At 38.6% G+C, this 17,779-nt stretch carries 7 protein-coding genes; 3 read left to right on the forward strand and 4 right to left on the reverse strand.

Features of this window, described 5'->3' with window-relative positions; genetic code table 11:
- Positions 1-149: 149 nt before the first annotated feature.
- From GGR21_RS00335 to GGR21_RS00350, 4 genes are all read right to left on the reverse strand, one after another.
- A complete protein-coding gene (locus tag GGR21_RS00335; protein ID WP_183305158.1) occupies positions 150-1,673 on the reverse strand; it encodes a sulfatase family protein in 1,524 nt (507 codons plus the stop codon).
- A gap of 160 nt (positions 1,674-1,833) precedes the next feature.
- Complete coding sequence (locus GGR21_RS00340) at positions 1,834-2,964, reverse strand: glycoside hydrolase family protein (protein WP_183305159.1); 1,131 nt, start codon at positions 2,962-2,964, stop codon at positions 1,834-1,836.
- A gap of 171 nt (positions 2,965-3,135) precedes the next feature.
- Complete coding sequence (locus GGR21_RS00345; protein ID WP_221232864.1) at positions 3,136-7,170, reverse strand: hybrid sensor histidine kinase/response regulator transcription factor; 4,035 nt, start codon at positions 7,168-7,170, stop codon at positions 3,136-3,138.
- Positions 7,171-7,526: 356 nt separating this feature from the next.
- A complete protein-coding gene (locus GGR21_RS00350) occupies positions 7,527-10,253 on the reverse strand; it encodes a ligand-binding sensor domain-containing protein (RefSeq protein WP_183305160.1) in 2,727 nt (908 codons plus the stop codon).
- Positions 10,254-11,155: 902 nt separating this feature from the next.
- Here GGR21_RS00350 and GGR21_RS00355 point away from each other — a divergent pair.
- Genes GGR21_RS00355 through GGR21_RS00365 form a run of 3 tightly spaced genes read left to right on the forward strand, consistent with a single transcriptional unit; the run spans position 11,156 to position 17,754 of the window.
- On the forward strand, positions 11,156-14,392 hold the full coding sequence (locus tag GGR21_RS00355) for a SusC/RagA family TonB-linked outer membrane protein (protein ID WP_246347945.1): 3,237 nt from the start codon (positions 11,156-11,158) through the stop codon (positions 14,390-14,392).
- A gap of 10 nt (positions 14,393-14,402) precedes the next feature.
- A complete protein-coding gene (locus GGR21_RS00360; RefSeq protein WP_183305161.1) occupies positions 14,403-16,145 on the forward strand; it encodes a RagB/SusD family nutrient uptake outer membrane protein in 1,743 nt (580 codons plus the stop codon).
- 28 nt (positions 16,146-16,173) lie between these two features.
- Positions 16,174-17,754, forward strand: a complete 1,581-nt coding sequence (locus GGR21_RS00365; RefSeq protein WP_183305162.1) for an Ig-like domain-containing protein — start codon at positions 16,174-16,176, stop codon at positions 17,752-17,754.
- Positions 17,755-17,779 lie beyond the last annotated feature (25 nt).

The raw sequence follows: 17,779 nt of genomic DNA on the forward strand, positions 1-17,779 counted from the left end.
TAAAGTTAACTTCCTATTTTTTGTTAATTATTTCTATTCCGGATTTTTATATTGTAAATACCGGCGGTTAAAAAGTAAATATTCTCATAATAAAAGTATTGAGTTTGGAATGTATTCTTGTTTTCATATTATCTATCAGGTTTATTTTTTTATTTATCATAAGGAATGATATCGGATAATATCTTGTTTCTGTACCAAGGGTCGTCTGCATTTTTTAGTAATGAGGACATTGAATTGCACAATACATAAAATTCCTTCCTGTGTGCTTCTATCGATAGGTTATTCATCTGATAGGGGTCGTTCTTGTCATCAAAAAAAAGTATATCCTGTACCGAGTTATCTCTATCAATCGTGATTGCCAGCGTATAGCGCGAGGTTTTTATTCCTCTGGCAACAGGGAAATAACTCACTACATTTCCATCGTTGTCTGTTTCCCCGTCTATGTTTCTTATATATAATACGCTTTCCAGCGCATCCTTTGCACTTGTTTTATCCTGAAAAAATCCCGACAGATCTTTTCCTTGGACACTAACCGGAATCTCGTTTTTTAGTCCGGCCAGAGAAAGCAAGGTAGGCATGATATCTACAGGTGATAATAATAACGGGGATACCTTCGGCTTCAATACTTTAGGATAACGGATAATGAAAGGGACATTCATCGACTCGCTATACGGAGAATTTTTGGGATCAAGTACATGGCTAGCCATTGTTTCACCATGATCGGAAGTAAATACTACGATTGTATTTTCATCTAATCCGAGAGATTTTAATGTCTGCAATACCCGTCCAAATTCTCTGTCTACACCTGTTACCGATGCAAAATAATATGGGGCGCAGGCCTGTTTTTCCTTTAAATCCTTATTCACATTCGGACGTACTAACAGATGTTCTAAAGGAATATCTTTATACAGGTTATAATCTTCTTCCTTGCAATCGTTTAACGAGCGATAGGGACTATGCGGCGGGTTGGCGCTCCAAACCAGAAAGAAAGGCTTATTTTCATCCCGTTTTGTTGTCAGGTATTCAATTATCTTATCGGCCTCGTGTTCGGGGCTCCATTCCTTTATTTCGTGTCTGTTTCCTTCGGTATCCCAGTAATGAGGTGATTTATGTACATCATATGTGCCGTAAGAGTACCAAAAATCAAACCCATGACGGTTTTCGGGAGCTGTGTATGCGTCCCATACCGGATTTTGGCTCTCTACATAAGTGCCGGGAGCCTGAGGGTTGTTTCGTGTCGGATATTCGGCATGCAACTTACCAACATATGCACATTGATAGCCATTCAGGCCGAAAACATCGCTTATAGTAACGGCGTCTTTCCGTAAATTACTTATCGGACGGCTACTGTTACAATTGAGAGGCACACCGCTGTTGCCTGGGTACATGCCGGTAAGGAACATTCCCCGGTAAGGACTGCTTAACGGACATATACTTTGTGCGGATGTAAGGACTACCGATTCTTTAGCAAAATTGTTCAGGGTGGGGGTATGTACCGGATCTGCTTTAAAATTCACATATTCGCAAAATCCTTTTTCATCCCAGAATTGCATTGCCGAGTTTCTGAATTGATCGGGAAATATATATATGACATTCGGGTGTTTATTTGTTTGTGCAAATAAACCACTCGATAGGGTAACAAATGTCGTTGCTGTGATTAATGTTTTTTTCATACCCGGTATAGGATTAACAAACAAGGAAAACATAAGCGTTATTCCTGTTAGCAAATGTACTTTAGAGAATAGGATGTGATGTGCAAAATAATTTGAATAATGTCCATTATTGTCCAAAAATGTCAGGACAGGTAGGTTTTGCAGGCATTTAGTATATCCTTTACTTATTATTTAACGGAATGACCATATTCCAGGAGTTTGAGGCATTTTCAAATCCGCCGGGACCATCCATTGTAGCAAAATAGATGAATGCAGGCTTACCGTTTTCAAAAAGAATAAACGGACGTTCCAGTTGCCCTTGTTTTTTAATCGTGCCATCTTCCCATTCTACTGTCAGTGAATATGCTTTGGGATCTTTATCCATCATCCAGTTTATACCGTCTTGTGAATGAGCCATCACTCCGCCACCCCTTTCTCCTGTAAATCTGGCTACATGGTCTTTAAATATGATGTGATATCCCTGTTTATCCTTCCACAAGAAGGGATCTTCTCCTTCTCCCTGTTTTTCTACATCGAAGATGGGCTTTCCGTTATTGATCACAGTATATGGCCCTTCTATATTTTTTGCATAGGCCATTCCGATAGCCATATTTGAGTATTTGTCATTTCCAAGATAGGAGCGTCCTTTAAATACCATCATAACTGAACCGTCTTCCTGCACAATGGGGGAAGGATTTGATGTAAGGAAGCTATAAAATGTTCCCGGCTGGACATCGAGAATCGGTTCGTCGAAACGTTTCCACGGGCCATAGGGATTGTCAGCCACTGCAATACCTATGCGTTTGTTGGCGCGTCCTACAATACACCATTTACTGTCCAGCGTTAATTCGTCGTAATCAGGGTCTCTGAACGGGTGGGTAGAACCCATGTATATGAGATAATATTTCCCCTGATAAGTAAGGATACGGGGATTGTGTGTAGATCGTCCGTCCCAATATTCAGCTCCGCGTGGAGGAAGAGCGATATCACTGAAGGTGAATGGCCCCTGTGCCGAATCTGATACTCCATGTACGATTTCAGAAGCAACCATCCATCCGGGATGGAAAGGCAGACTTTTGGGAAACCGCGAAACATATATATGATATTTACCGTCTTGTGCTTTGATCACGGAACTTCCCCATATCCAATAATTATCCATTGTAAATGATGGCTGACAAAATACTTTGCCTAAATTATGGAAAACAGGGTTCTCCGATTTCAATTTCATTTCCACCAGATTATCAATCTTCTGTGCCGCAATACCGCAACAAAAGAATGAAAATATGAGAAGAACCAGTAAGTGTTTTTTCATTTCCATGATATCTAATTTTATGCAAATAAAGCCATATAGAAAGGATCTATAGGGCTAATATAATCTAAAGATAGTCTAAAATAATCCAGAATATATTGCGGATCAGAAAATGAATAAGCTATGTAAAACATCGATAATGGTGGCAAATAAATAGGTTTATTCTTGAGAACGCTAGAGTTCGTCCTCTTCTATGGTATCGCCGCGGTATGCCAATGGTGTAAGCTGGTATATGTCTTTGAAGCATTTACTGAAATAGCGGGAGGAGTTGAACCCGACAATAGTAGATATTTCGGAAACACTAAGCCGCGGATTTTCTTTGAGTAATATAGCCGCTTTTTTTAATCTTATTATCAATATGAAATCATTCGGGGTTTTACCCGAAACAGCCTTTAGTTTGGTAAACAGATTAGAGCGGGACATACCTATTTCCAGAGCGAAGTCGTTCACCGAAAATTCAGGATTATCAAGGTTTTTTTCCACAATCGCTACTGCTTTATTGAGCAGTTCCTTATCCAGGATATTGGTTGCAAGCATTTGAGGAGTCATCTGCGGTTGTTTCGAGAATTTCTCTTTCAATATGATCCGGCTGTTTACAAGGTTGTTGCAACGCGAAATAAGGATATTTACATTGAACGGCTTGGATATATAATCGTCTGCGCCGATTTTCAGCCCTTCCAGATTGCTTTCCACAGATGTTCTGGCGGTCAGTAGCACTATTGGAATATGGCATGTGTTCACATCGTTCTTTATTATGCGGCATAACTCCGTGCCTGTCATGTGGGGCATTACAACATCGCTTACAATGATATTAGGCAATTCGGTCTTTGCTTTTTCCAGTCCTTCCGCTCCATCGGAAGCCGTTATTACCTGATAGAACGGGATAAAGGTATCATTCAGCATATTACGAAGCTCCTCGTTATCCTCTACAATCAGCATTTTTATATCTTTTTGTTGCTGATCTGGTAGAATATCCACACTCATCTCTTCCATAGACAGAAGGACAGGTGTAGATATATATGTATTATTCATCACAGGTTCTATATCGTTGATCTCTTCCCCGGAAAAATGGGTGTTGCCGAGTTTCAACCGAACGGAGAATGCAGAACCTTCATTCAATGCGCTTTCTACCTCTATTTCTCCATGATGCAGGTCTATAATATTTTTAGTGAGAGCCAGTCCGATTCCTGTTCCTGTATCTACTAGGTCCAAGTTTTGGCTCTCTACCTGATAGAAACGGTCAAATATGTGGCCGATGTCTTCTACACCAATTCCACAGCCGGTATCTATGACTTTGAAAATAGCAGTGTCTTCGGTCTTGCTTACGGAGATGGTGATTGACTCTCCTGATGTGGTGTGTTTCAGCGCATTCGATAGCAGGTTGTTCACTACTTTTTGCATCTGTTTTGCATCGTACCACACTTCTATCGATTGCTCCATACTCTCAAACCGGATATCTACGTTTTTGGCTTTAGCATAACCTTCGAAAAGGAGGTAGTTCTCGTAGAGAAACTCAACTAGGTTATGCTGTGAGACGTATATTTTCATAAAACCCAGTTCCTGTTTCCTGAAGTTGAGAAGTTCTGTAATCAGTTCCTTCATTTGCAGGCTGTTGTTGTATACCTTTAGTATTTTATTGTATATTGTAGGTGTAAATTGTTGAAATTGCAACAATGATTCCAGCTGACCGATTATCAGAGTAAGAGGGGTTCTGAATTCATGCGAAATATTAGTAAAGAACCTTAGTTTCGATTGATTGAGTTTCTCTATATCTTCCAGGTGTTTATGTTCATATTCGAGTGAGGCTTTCAGTTTAATACGCTCTTTGTATGAATTAATCAGATAGAATAATATGGTTGCAATTATAATAATATAAATGAGGTATGCAATAGTTGTTCGATAGAAAGGCGGGTGTATTACTATATCCAAGCGGGCTTCCTGTAATGGCTGGTCAGGATTATTACTCTTGATAACAAGGGTGTAATTACCCGGATTGAGATTCGTATAAGTAATTATATTCTGGCCGTATACAGACGTCCATTCGTTAGAAAAGCCTTCGAGTTTATATACAATCTCATCTTTGTTTGCTTTTATATAATTGGTGGTAGCAAATTCGACACTGAATATAGAATGGCTACTCTGTAATGTGATGGCCGATGTCTGTGAAAAAGGTTGATGAAGTATGCCTGATTCGTCTCCTATCTCTATTTCTTTACTGTTGATGTATAGTTGCGAGAGAATGATATTGTATGGCTTCTTGGTAAAGTTGAGAGACTGTTCTTTAAAGGATACCATTCCCTGTACACCACCGAGAAATATTTCATTATCGTTGGTCAGGTAGAGTGCGTTCTCGTTAACAGTAGAGAGAGGGAAACCGTTTTCGATACTGTAATTATAGAACATTTTACTTTCTGTATCGAATACGGAAAATCCTTTGTTGGTTATAGCCAGTAATTTGCCCGATTGCGATTCCTGCACATTGTATACGCAATCGCTGGAGAGACCGTTGTTCTTCGAGTCGAAATTGATAAATTTATCAGTTTCATAGCTGTACATATCCAGTCCCCTTCCCGATGTGCAGAAATACAGATTGTTGTGTTTGTCTTGGGTTATACTGTTTATATTATTATTGCTAATGCTTCCGGGATTTGATATGTCGTGTTTATAATGTTTCAGGACTTTTGTGCCCATATTGTAGGCGAAGACTCCTTCTCCTGCAACAGAGATCCATAGCATATTTTTATGGTCGAGGTATAATGCAAATACATTTTTTATAAGGTTATTGGTATTTCCTGAAAACAGCGGACTGCTTTTTCCCGTTTGCGGGTCAAAAACAGCTACTCCATTACTTGTTGCCAGTATAAGCTGCCTATTATAAGGTACTATATCTCTTACAATATCGGAAGGTATAGATGACTTGTCATTCATATTATGGCGGTAGTGAGAAAACCTGTCTGTTTGCATATCTAATTTATTCAGCCCGCCCATATGAGTACCTAACCACATCAGGTTATTTTCGGGATCGTAATATATCGACTTCACATTATCTTCGGAGATACTGTTTCTGCCGGGATGGGGCTTGTACCATTTAAAGACTTTGTCTTTTCGGTTATATACATTTAATCCTCCGCCTTCGGTACATATCCAGAGGTTCTGGTTTTTATCCTCGATCATCCGTCCTACAATAGCCGAACTCAAACCGTTTGCCTCGGTTTGTGAAGGTTTATACCATGTATATATTTCATATTCGGGGTTAAAGTAGTTGACTCCGCCAAAATAAGTTCCCAGCCACAGTGTCCCCTGATGATCTTTTATTATAGCCCATATAGACGAGTGAGTAAGTCCGTCCGGTTTCCCGTTAGCCAAATAATGCTTAAACTCTTTCGTCTTTTTATTATAGCAGTCAAGCCCGAGGAAGGTGCCTATCCATATATTGCCCTGATTGTCTTCGCAGCACGACCTAACAAAGTCCGATTGGATGGAATTCTTATTTTGTGGGATATTTTTAAAATTAAAAACATTTTCTTTTGATATCAGATATAATCCATGTTCCCAGCTTCCGGACCAGATGTCATCATCCGAATCCTGATAGATACTGGTAATATTACTCTCGGATGATATCGGATGATTAAGCTTCATTGAACTTGTTAAAGTATACAATCCCTTGTGCGACGTGCCGATATAGAATGTACCTTGATTGTCTATGAACAGGGCGGTTATTGATAGTTCTTTGTCCGGAAGTTCGTAGAACAAGTCAAATTTTTTATCTAATGGATTATAGGTGTAAATTCCATTTCCTCGCGCTACATATAACTTTTCGTGGAAATGGAGTGCTAATATTTCTACGTCTTCCCACAGAGTATTGAATTTATCCGATTTTATATCGTATTCGCATAAGCCTTCTGTGCATAGTACATATATTTTGCCTTGTTTGTCCCCCGTTATACGCAGGATATTATTGCAGAATAAACTGTTTGGGTTGGCTTTCTCCAGTTTATATGTTTTTATTTTATTTCCGTTGTAACAGTTCAGCCCTTCCCGTGTACCAATCCATATAAGCCCGTATTCATCCTGATACATTGCGAAAACGGAAGTCTGCGATAACCCCTCATCTGTCGTTAAATGATGAAATGTTATATCCTGTGCTGTTGAATAAAAAGAAAAAGCACTGAAGATCAAGAATATTATTGTAATAGTTGTATGGCGCAATCAGCCTCCTTTCCGATAGATTATACTATCTGTGATAAAAATATTTTAGCTTATTCAGACTTACGATTAATAGATAAATAACAAATATAAAAAATAAGAGACATATATCGACATCTTGAGTTTTTTTAATACTCATTTCCCTCAGGAGCTACTTTTACTAATTGATAATTTGCAGTCTATCGGCCAAATACTGAGAATAATCGTTGAAGATAAGTTAATGCTTTTAAGCGTATGTCATAGAAACTGAGTTTTTCCATCCGGAAACCCGATTCCCTCTATGCGCTTCTAATCTTAATCCAATGGAGGAGAAAGTCTGTTGCCTTGCAACTTCACTGAGTAGTCAGGATTAAAGTGTGCTAATCTTTAATATTTATTCCCGTATCTTTCAGAAACTCAGAAGGAGTCTGACCGGTAAGCTTCTTCATCGTATGAAAAAATGAGCTTCTAGAACTGAATCCGCATTCTCTTGCTAAAGCACTTAGCGTATATTGATGAATCAGCCCTTCCGCAGCTTTTTCCTTAAACATCTCTATACGGTATTTAGAAATGAAATTAGAGAAATTTGTATCCAGATATTGGTTTAAAACTTGCGATATTTTTGTTTTCGGACAATTGATAGCTTGGGCAATATCATCGAGTTTAAGGTCGGGATTAAGATACGGCCTTTCTTCTTCCATATACTGTATGAGTAATAATTTTATATTTTCTAATTCATCTTTTTCAATCTTTTGATTCTGATATTTTGTCTTCCCCGTTTCTTCCCTGTTTTTTGCCGCATTTTTATAGTTCCTCAGTTTTTTTATAAACCATTTATAAGTATAAATAAACAGAAAAGCTATAATTGATATTACCAGTAAAACCCAGTAAATTAAATATGATTTATCTTTATAAACCACAAATATCCTTTCAGAGGGCTGGTCTCCTGCTTTTCTGATTTTCAATATATGAGAACCGCTTGCAATATCTGGTATCAGAATCTCATTGCCAGCTAAAGTCTTGTGCCATGTGGTATCCTGAGAATTCTCCAACTTGTATTCATAAACAATAGAAGGAGGGTAATCATATTTGAAATCTGAGAATTTAAATATAAGATTTTTTTGCGAAGAAGGTAATTTTATTATTCCACTATATTCCGGAGCTTCTGATAGTTTCCGTATTTCATAATCTTCAGGGAAACCATCTATTACAATTTTAGTAATGAGGATGTTATTTTCGTAATCTTCGTTTATATTAAGAGAATCTAAAGATAAAAGTCCTTTTTCATTACCCCACCATAATATACCGTTATCTGTTTTCTGTACAGCGCCGTCATTAAAGGCATAGCTGGAAACGCCATCATATAAAGAAAATATTCTGTACCTGGATGAATTATTATCATATAATACTATCCCTTTCGGGGTAGCCATCCATAGATGTCCTCTAGTCCCTTCGATAATGGAGCAAACATAATTATCCGGTAAGATATCACGTATTGTATAATTCGTATAAGAATTGAGATCAGGAGATATTTTAACCGCCCCTTGATTCTCGCATCCTAACCATATATTATTGTCGGAATCCTGAAACAATGTACGCACTATTCCGATAAAAGACAGATCAATATGTGCAGGTTGTTTAAAAAAATCATCTTGGAAATAGCATATTCCTGCCCTTGTCGCAATCCATATCCTGCCCGACGAGTCTTTCAGTAAACTATATATATCATTGGAAATGATATCCGAATTCTGAGTATTGTAAACAGTATATTTCTTGGTATTAAGTTCATATTTTATCAGACCCGCTAAAGTTCCGAACCATAAAGTATTATCATCTCCTTTGATAATGGAGTAGAATGATGTTTCTGAAAAAATAGAATTATTATCAAACCTTTTGATGGACTTTGTCCTGGTCTCAAAAAGATTGAGCCCACCGCCATAAGTACCTATAAGATAATCGTCATCGAACGGGAAAATCGATAAAATTATATTAGACTTTAAATCTGGCGTATTATCAATAGTAAACCATTGAGATTCTCCATTCCGATTATAAATAAATCCGTTTCGGGCACCATAAACACCCAAACCTCTATTATCGATATGGAAGGATCTGATATTTAAGAAAGAAGTGTTGAAATACTCGTTGTTGAAGGTTCTAAAACTGGTTTGCAGTGAAGGGATATAATTTAATCCTCCGGAGAAAGTTCCTACCCAGAACATGCTATCCTCAATCAATAACGAATATATGGCATTGGAGCTTAATGTATTCTTTTGCGAAGTGTTTTGTGCTATTGTCGATATACTTTTATCCTCAAGGCTTAGCACTTTCAATCCATTCCCATTGGTTCCTATATATAGTTTATCATTATGATAGGCTATGGTTTGTATATAGGATGCTTCAACGACGGCCACTTCTGCGAATGTCCCGGAATTTGTATCGAAGGATACGACCCTGTTATTTTGAGTACCGATATACACCTTATCATTTACACTGATCAAACATAATAATTTATTGTCCGAAGGGTTCTCAAAGATTAGTGTTTGGTCCGATTCCGGATTATATTTGATAAGCCCTTCCAAAGTAGTAAGCCAACAGTTGTTTTTGTTGTCTATATATATATCGGTTATAACTTTCTTTTCCAGCGAAGAATTTCTGACGGGAGAGGCAGTAAGGCTGTTTTTTTCTAAAAGATACAATCCCTTATTACTGACTATATATATATTGTTGTTTTTATCTAAAGCCAGTTTTTTAAAAAAAGGAATATCATCATTAATAAAAGATAAACGAATGTTCTTTCTTGTAAGCCGGTTATATTTGTACAATTCTCTTTCAGAAAGAATATACAGATTTGTAGTATCGGGTTCAATAATAGAAATTATCGATTTATCTTTAAATTCTTCGAAAGATAAGATTGCAGTTCCATCAAATCTGTTAAGCCCATTTGCAGTTCCCAACCAAATGAAATTCTTATTATCCTTATGAATACAGTTGATGGTATTACTTGTTAATCCTTGTTCAACAGTAAGATTTCTGAAAAAATAACCATCTGTAGCAAACAAGGATAAACCATATAAGAATATAAAAACTGTAAGAAATAAATTCTTCATTCTCAAATTAGCCGGAAATTAACATCAAGATATATTAGATTTTATCAAAGTAATTAATAACAAATAGCAGATATAGTAGACCAAATTTTGTTTCTCAGACTTACTTTCTTCTTATTTCTTTTTAAGAACAATAATACTCTCGTTATAAAATAAAAATCTAAAGTAAGAAATATTTCACTGAATACAATATTTACCATCGGTTTTTAGAGTCCGGCAAATTGTATATTATATATCTCATATCTACTTGCATTGTTTCAATTGTTAAAACTTTACAAAGTTGACACATATTTTAGTTTTTAACTAGCTTCTGGCTGTTAGCTTGTAGTCATTCGTTTTTAACTAAACCATTACAAAGGTAACGGATTTTATTCTCTATATTTTTATTCTCAAATTTATTCATATTTTATTTTCAAATTAATTTGTTGGCATCTTACCAGATTATTATTCATTTCATAGATAAAGATATTCTATAAAAACACGAATCTTAAATATAAAATCATAAACTATTTACAATTAGAAAATTTAATCATAATACTACACAGAAGCCCCCTGATCTCTTCAATACTTTGTATATTGACATAAGCAACTGAAAACAAAGAGTCCATAAATAATTTTGCACTCATACAATCAAATCCGAAATATTTTTTCAGGACTTTTTAAGCCACTAAAAAAAGATCGAATTAGATTTACTCTAAGTATTTTTGTCTCGTTAACAGATATCTAAACCTATAAAATAAATAATCATAGACTACCATGAACGAACCATAAAATACTATATATAAAATACGGAGAATAAGGTTAACCTAATCACTTTAAATTCTACAAAATTTGAGTCGCTCTCATTAGAAAAGCTCAAAATACTATCTATAAATCCATAGTAAATAAAATTAAATAATGGAAATATGAATATGAGACTTAAATCAAAATTCCTGAAAAACAAAGGGAAAGCTATGGTTGTAGCTATTTTCCTTATAGGGGCTTATAGTTCTTCCCTGTATGCGGAATACAATTCGGGTGGAAATTTATCTGTAAATCAGACAACCCGGACAATAAAAGGAAAGGTTATTGATAGCTCGGGAGAACCTCTTATCGGGGTATCGGTAACTGTCATAGGAACTACAAACGGAGTAATGACTGATGTTGATGGAAATTATTCGATAAATATCCCTCAAGGTACAGCCCAATTGAAATTCAGTTATATTGGCTTCAAAGAAGAGATAGTTACAATCAATAGTCAAAGAGAAGTTAATATTACCCTCACGGAAGATAACCAACTTCTGGACGAAGTAGTAGTGGTCGGTTATGGTACACAGAAAAAGGAAACCTTATCCGGTGCTATTGCAGTTGTCAACTCAAAAGCTTTTGAGGAAAAAGGTGGTCTCTCCAGTCCGTTACAAGCGTTGCAGGGGCAGGTAGCCGGAGTGATGATTACACGCTCTTCGTCTGCTCCCGGCGATGAAGGCTGGAATATGACTTTGCGTGGAGCTTCTTCCAAACATACGACTGAGCCGCTGATTATTATAGATGGCGTGGCTTCGGGTAGTGTAAACGACCTCCGCAACCTGAACTCTAATGACATTGAGTCTATTAGTTTTCTTAAAGACGGTTCCGCGGCTATCTACGGTTCTCGGGCTGCCGGCGGTGTTGTTCTCATTACTACTAAAAGAGGAGTTACAGGAAAGACTAAAGTAGAATACAGTGGCTCGGCTACCCTGAAAACAGTAGGTCTGATGCCGTCTGCTATGAATATAGACCAGTGGGCGGATGGAGTGATGACAGCCCTGAACAATGATAATAATGCGTCTAACGTATGGTATACTTATGCCGAATTGGCCAAAAAGTATAAAGGATCTTATATCGATCTGGCAACCAGTGCCAACCCGTTTGGGACAGCGGCCTTTACGGACGTTAGCGACTTTGTGTTTGATAATGACGCCAATTGGCTCGATTCTCTTTTTGGAGATACATGGTCGACCGAACAAAGCCTGAGTGTTTCAGGAGGAACAGACCGTTCATCTTTCCGGGTATCATTCAGTTATTTGTATGATGGATCTACATTGCAATTTGGAAATAATAAAAATCAGCGTTACAATTTCAGGGCAAATAATATTTATAAGCTCAGTGATAAACTGACCTTGGAATCTTCTATTTCTTACAATCGTCAGCAGCAAGTTGTACCCACAAGTATTGGCTCCGTGCTGACAACAAGTATGCCGATGCCGGGTCTGCCTTTCAGGTCGACAAATGGCAAGGCTTATGCCTGGGGCACATGGGGTTCTCCGGTTGCTAAAGTTGAAGATGGTGGAGACAATAAATTATCAGTATCTGCTATTAATATCAATGAAGTGTTGAAATATAATGTGACGGACTGGCTGAATGCAAATGCAGAAGTTGGTTATAGTACCAATTCGGCTAATCGAAGCATTGTCGAAAATTCTATTACATATTATAATTATGTCGGAGACAAAGAAGTGCTGGTAAATCCAACACAGGCCAACTCTTCCTATAATCAGACAGATGCGCGTACCGATTTTTATTCATTCACAGGTTATGTGAATGCCCATCGTACATTTGCCGAAAAGCATGCTTTCAGCCTTACGGCAGGTGCTCAATATGAGTTCAAGGAATATATTTATTATGGTACTAAAGTAAAAAATATTCAGGACGGGCTGGAAATAATAAACGGTTCGGGTGAAGTCACTTTGGAGACTGGTGATAATAAAAATAATAAAACAAAATGGCAGACTTCAATCCTTTCGTATTTTGGTCGGTTTAATTACGATTATGATAAACGTTACCTGTTCGAACTAAATGCACGCTATGATGGGGTCTCTAAATTTCAGCCGGAAAACCGTTGGGATTTTTTCTGGGGTACATCTTTGGGATGGCGGATACAGCAAGAGTCTTTCCTGAGAGATGCAAACTGGTTGCACGATCTGAAATTACGCTTATCTTATGCAGAGGTCGGCAATCAAAGCGGTGTGGGCAACTACGATGGCGTCATTTTCTACAATTTGGAAACAGGATCGGGCGCATATCTGGGATCCAACAAAGTATCTTATATCAAAACAAATGGTGAATTGGCAACCAAGGCCCGTAAATGGGAGCGTGTTAAGAATTACAATGTCGCTTTAGACTTTGGCTTTCTGGGTGGTAACCTGAGCGGAACTATCGATCTCTTTATGAAGCGTAATAACAACATGCTGATAGAAGTCACTTATCCCGCTATTTTAGGAGATAAAGCCCCGATGGCTAACGCAGGTAAGTTTAAAACCTGGGGTATAGACGGGCAGTTGACTTACCGTGGAAAGATAGGTGAAGTTGACTATCATGCAGGAGGAACATTAACCTTCGCCCGCGACAAATTGACTGATATCGGAGGTACTACCGTTATAAAATCCGGTTATATTGCAGAAATGCAGGGATATCCTCTGAAATCGGTGTTCGGTCTTCGCTATGCAGGTAAGATACAAAATGAGGAAGAATTAGCAGCTTATAAAGCTAAATATTACAATAATAATAGCATAGGCATGCCAAGCAACCTGCGAGTAGGTGACAATATGTATTGTGACGAAAATGGTGATGGAGTTCTGGATGAGAACGATTATATCCACTTAGGCAGTGATACTCCGGAGATTTCTTACTCATTCAATGCAGGCGTGGCTTATAAAGGATTCGACATAAATGTTGTATTTCAGGGAGCGGCTAACCGTTTCGTATACCGTGGCATCGACAACTGGACTGTACCGTTCCGTGCCAACTATACCAACACTATAACGTCTTCGATAGGTAATACTTGGAACGAAAATAACCGCGATGCATATTATGCGCCTTATACCAACGATACGAATATAAATAATTACAATTATCAGGCTTCGACCCTGACAGCTCAGGACGGCCGTTATATCCGCCTCAAGAATATAACAGTGGGTTATACATTTCCATATAAATTGTTGATGAAGACAAAAGCCATTCAGGCTGCCCGTATTTATGTAACAGGTGCCGATCTTTGGGAAACAACCAAAATAAAAGATGGATGGGATCCGGAAGCTGTAACCGATTCAGGATCGTCAGCAAAAGGCGTGAAACGCTATCCGTTTACCCGTAATTTTACTTTTGGTCTTAACTTAACTTTCTAATTATTATAGCATGAAAAAGATATATTATATTAAGATAGCTTGCTTATCCCTGATAACATTGGCCCTGACATCCTGCATGGATCTTGAGCCAAAAGCAGATTTAGGAGATAATCTGGTTTGGGATAAGGCTGATAACTTCCAATTGTTTGCCAACCAATTCTATAGTTGGACCCGCGATTTTCAGATGAGTGTGGATTATGGTTCGGGAGTGAGTGATGGCCCTCATAGTGATTATCGTTCCGACCTGATAGCTACTTCTTCTATAAATACTTACAGTCAGGGGACTAATACCATTCCGGCTACAGACAAAAATTATACGGAGATCTACAAGCGTATTTATTATACCAATCTGCTTCTCGACAGAGCCGAATCATTTAGCGATAAGAACGCAATTGCAATTCCGATTGCCGAAGCCAAATTCTTCCGGGCTTATCTGCATTTCGAGCTGGTTCAGATCTGGGGAGATGTTGTCTTGCTGACAAGGCCATTGGATATTGATGATCCGACATTATTTGCTCCCCGTAACAGCCGTGACGAGGTTATTGATCAGGTGATAAAAGATTTGCAGGATGCCGCAACAGTACTTCCGGAAACAGCCACGGAAACAGGGCGTCTGACCAGGTATGCATCATTGGCAATGTTGTCGCGTGTAGCCCTCTATGAAGGTACCTGGCAGAAATTCCATACAGGAGGTAGTAATGCCTCTTCTAATACCAGCCGCAGCACTGAATTGCTGACTATAGCTAAGAATGCAGCTGATGATGTGATAAAATATGGTAAATACCAAATATTCTACAACGAAACATTAGGAGACCAGAGTTACCATTATATGTTCATTCTGGAAGATGCCGCGCAATGTAATCCGGCTAACCTTACAAAGAAAGACAATCTGGAATATATTTTAGCCCACCGCCATCGTGATGGCGATAATCTGGGAATTAATATTACACATGCTATGCAGGGAAATGTTGTCTACGTTACCCGTAAGCTGGCTAACATGTATCTTTGTTCAGATGGTTTGCCTGTTTCAAAGTCCTCTCTTTTCAAGGGATATACCGGTGCAACTGATGAGTTCCTTAATCGGGATATGAGGATGAGTAATACGATGCTGCAAAACGGGCAGAACTATTGGAATAATGACGGAAAATGGCGCGTGACCTGGGACGATGAAGACCTTAACAGCAGCCTCGTAGCTAATGTGCGCTCTAACAGTGGTTATCAGAACAATAAATGGTCGGTGGAACGTCAGGTCGCCGATTATTATGAATCAATGGATTATCCTGTGATCCGCTATGCCGAAGTATTGTTGAATTATGCTGAAGCTGTGTATGAACTTACCGGCTCAATCTCTGATGATGACCTGGATTACTCTCTCAACCTGGTTCGTTTGCGTGTTAATGAGAATATGCCGAAATTAAGCAACAGTTTTGTTAATGCCAACAGCCTGTCGATGCGTGAAGAAATCCGCCGCGAACGCAGTATCGAATTATTTCTCGAAGGATTTCGTATAGATGACCTGAAACGCTGGGCTACCGCTTCTACCGAAATGATTCAGGATCAACTTGGTGTGAAGGTGTCAGGTACATGGTTCGAAGCCAATTGGGCCGCACAAGCCAGACCGTTGGACGGAGATGGCTGCATCATCCTTTACGACGGCAGAGTCTGGGAAGATAAACATTATCTTTATCCACTACCATCCGACCAGAGGCAGTTGAATCCACAACTGGGACAAAATCCGGGATGGACAAACTAAATATGTTTAACCATTAAGTAAGATATTTATGAAACATATATTGAAGAAATATAGCTCGGGTTGTTTAGTGCTGGCTGCAACCTTTATTGCGATGGTTTCCTGTAGTGATGACGATGCTTCGTCAAATCTTTCATCGGCCATCTATCCTAAATCTGTCGAGATATCGGTCCCGGCTGAATTACAGCCACTTATTTATACCGATCAGATTTTGGGTATTAAAGTGCTGCCGATGATAAAAGGCGAAAGTGTAACATTCGGATATACAATCCTGCCTGAAGAAGTAACTTTCAAAGATGTAAAATGGACATCGAGTGATGTAAGCGTCGCCACTGTAGACGAAAACAACAAAGTTACTGCTGTCAGCGGCGATGGTGCAGGATATTCCATCATTCAGGTTGCTCCTGATGCTTTTTACTCGGGCAGTAATATCTATGGTACATTGAAAATTGTCGTAGCGAACTCGTTAGTTCCTGCACAGTCTATTACATTAAGTTCTCCGGCAGACGATGTCTTTGCAGGGGAAACATTACAGCTTACTGCTACTATTTTACCGGAAGAAGCGACTTACCGGACTGTAAAATGGACTAGTTCCAACGAATCTGTTGCTACAGTAGATATGAATGGGCTTGTGACCGGTAAAGTGAACAGTGAAACTTTTGCTTCGGCAACCATCACCGCGACATCTTTAGACGGCGCTCAGGTTATTGCAACTAAAATTATTACGGTAAAACAAATTGTTGAACCACAAAGCATTACAATCGATCAAACATATTCTGTCAACAACAATTATTTCTGTGCGATAAATGAGAAGACACTAAACTTGAATTTCACCACAGTACCGACTGACGCCACCTTGTCTCTGATAGAATGGACATCGAGCGATGAAAGCATTGCAACTGTTCAGAACGGAGTAGTAACCTATAATCAGGAAGGCGTATTCGGAGATGTTACCATTACCGCGACATGCCCGTCAACAGGCAATACCTCTTCTATCAAACTGAACCTGGCAGAAGGATTGCTTCGAGAATTATTCCACGACCAAAGTAATTACACATGGTATAATGCACAACAGTCAGGAAACGGAACTTCTTCATCACATGTATGGAGCTATGGAATGGTGAAGGTGACAACCTATACACAAAATGATACTAACCAGCGCGGTGACTTCAGGTGTTGGAGTCCTAAGACCTGGTTACATGCCGGTAAATATCCGATTGTCGCTATCCGTATGGAGGATGCCTTGGATAAATATGCAGCAGATGGGGTAACTGCACGTAATATTACATTAGATGCATCTGGTAATTGCAATGGGGCTGCCTACAGCGGAGGATTGAATGGCAATAATAACAAATGGCTTCACGATTATAAGTGTAGCGATGGCAGTCATGTGTTTATTTACGACATGAGCAGTCAGGCATGGGCTACAGGAGGCATCCTGCCTACCAACGCGCTTGCGACCTTTACTACTTTACAGTTTAAGTATGCCGATATAAAGACATTGACTAAGCAAGTCACTTATAATGTATACTGGATGCAGTCGTTCAAAACTATTGATGATTTGAAAGCCTATATCACATCAGAAGGTTTGACTTACGATATAATTAAATAAAAGATCGATAATCCGGAACCTGTTG

Source organism: Dysgonomonas hofstadii, assembly GCF_014196915.1.
Classification (GTDB): Bacteria; Bacteroidota; Bacteroidia; order Bacteroidales; family Dysgonomonadaceae; genus Dysgonomonas; species Dysgonomonas hofstadii.

Excerpts from the sequence above, each read along its gene's own strand:
- GGR21_RS00335 (WP_183305158.1), bottom strand. The coding sequence starts at position 1,673 with ATGAAAAAAACATTAATCACAGCAACGACATTTGTTACCCTATCGAGT.
- GGR21_RS00340 (WP_183305159.1), bottom strand. The coding sequence starts at position 2,964 with ATGAAAAAACACTTACTGGTTCTTCTCATATTTTCATTCTTTTGTTGC.
- GGR21_RS00350 (WP_183305160.1), bottom strand. The coding sequence starts at position 10,253 with ATGAAGAATTTATTTCTTACAGTTTTTATATTCTTATATGGTTTATCC.
- GGR21_RS00355 (WP_246347945.1), top strand. The coding sequence starts at position 11,156 with ATGAATATGAGACTTAAATCAAAATTCCTGAAAAACAAAGGGAAAGCT.
- GGR21_RS00360 (WP_183305161.1), top strand. The coding sequence starts at position 14,403 with ATGAAAAAGATATATTATATTAAGATAGCTTGCTTATCCCTGATAACA.
- GGR21_RS00365 (WP_183305162.1), top strand. The coding sequence starts at position 16,174 with ATGAAACATATATTGAAGAAATATAGCTCGGGTTGTTTAGTGCTGGCT.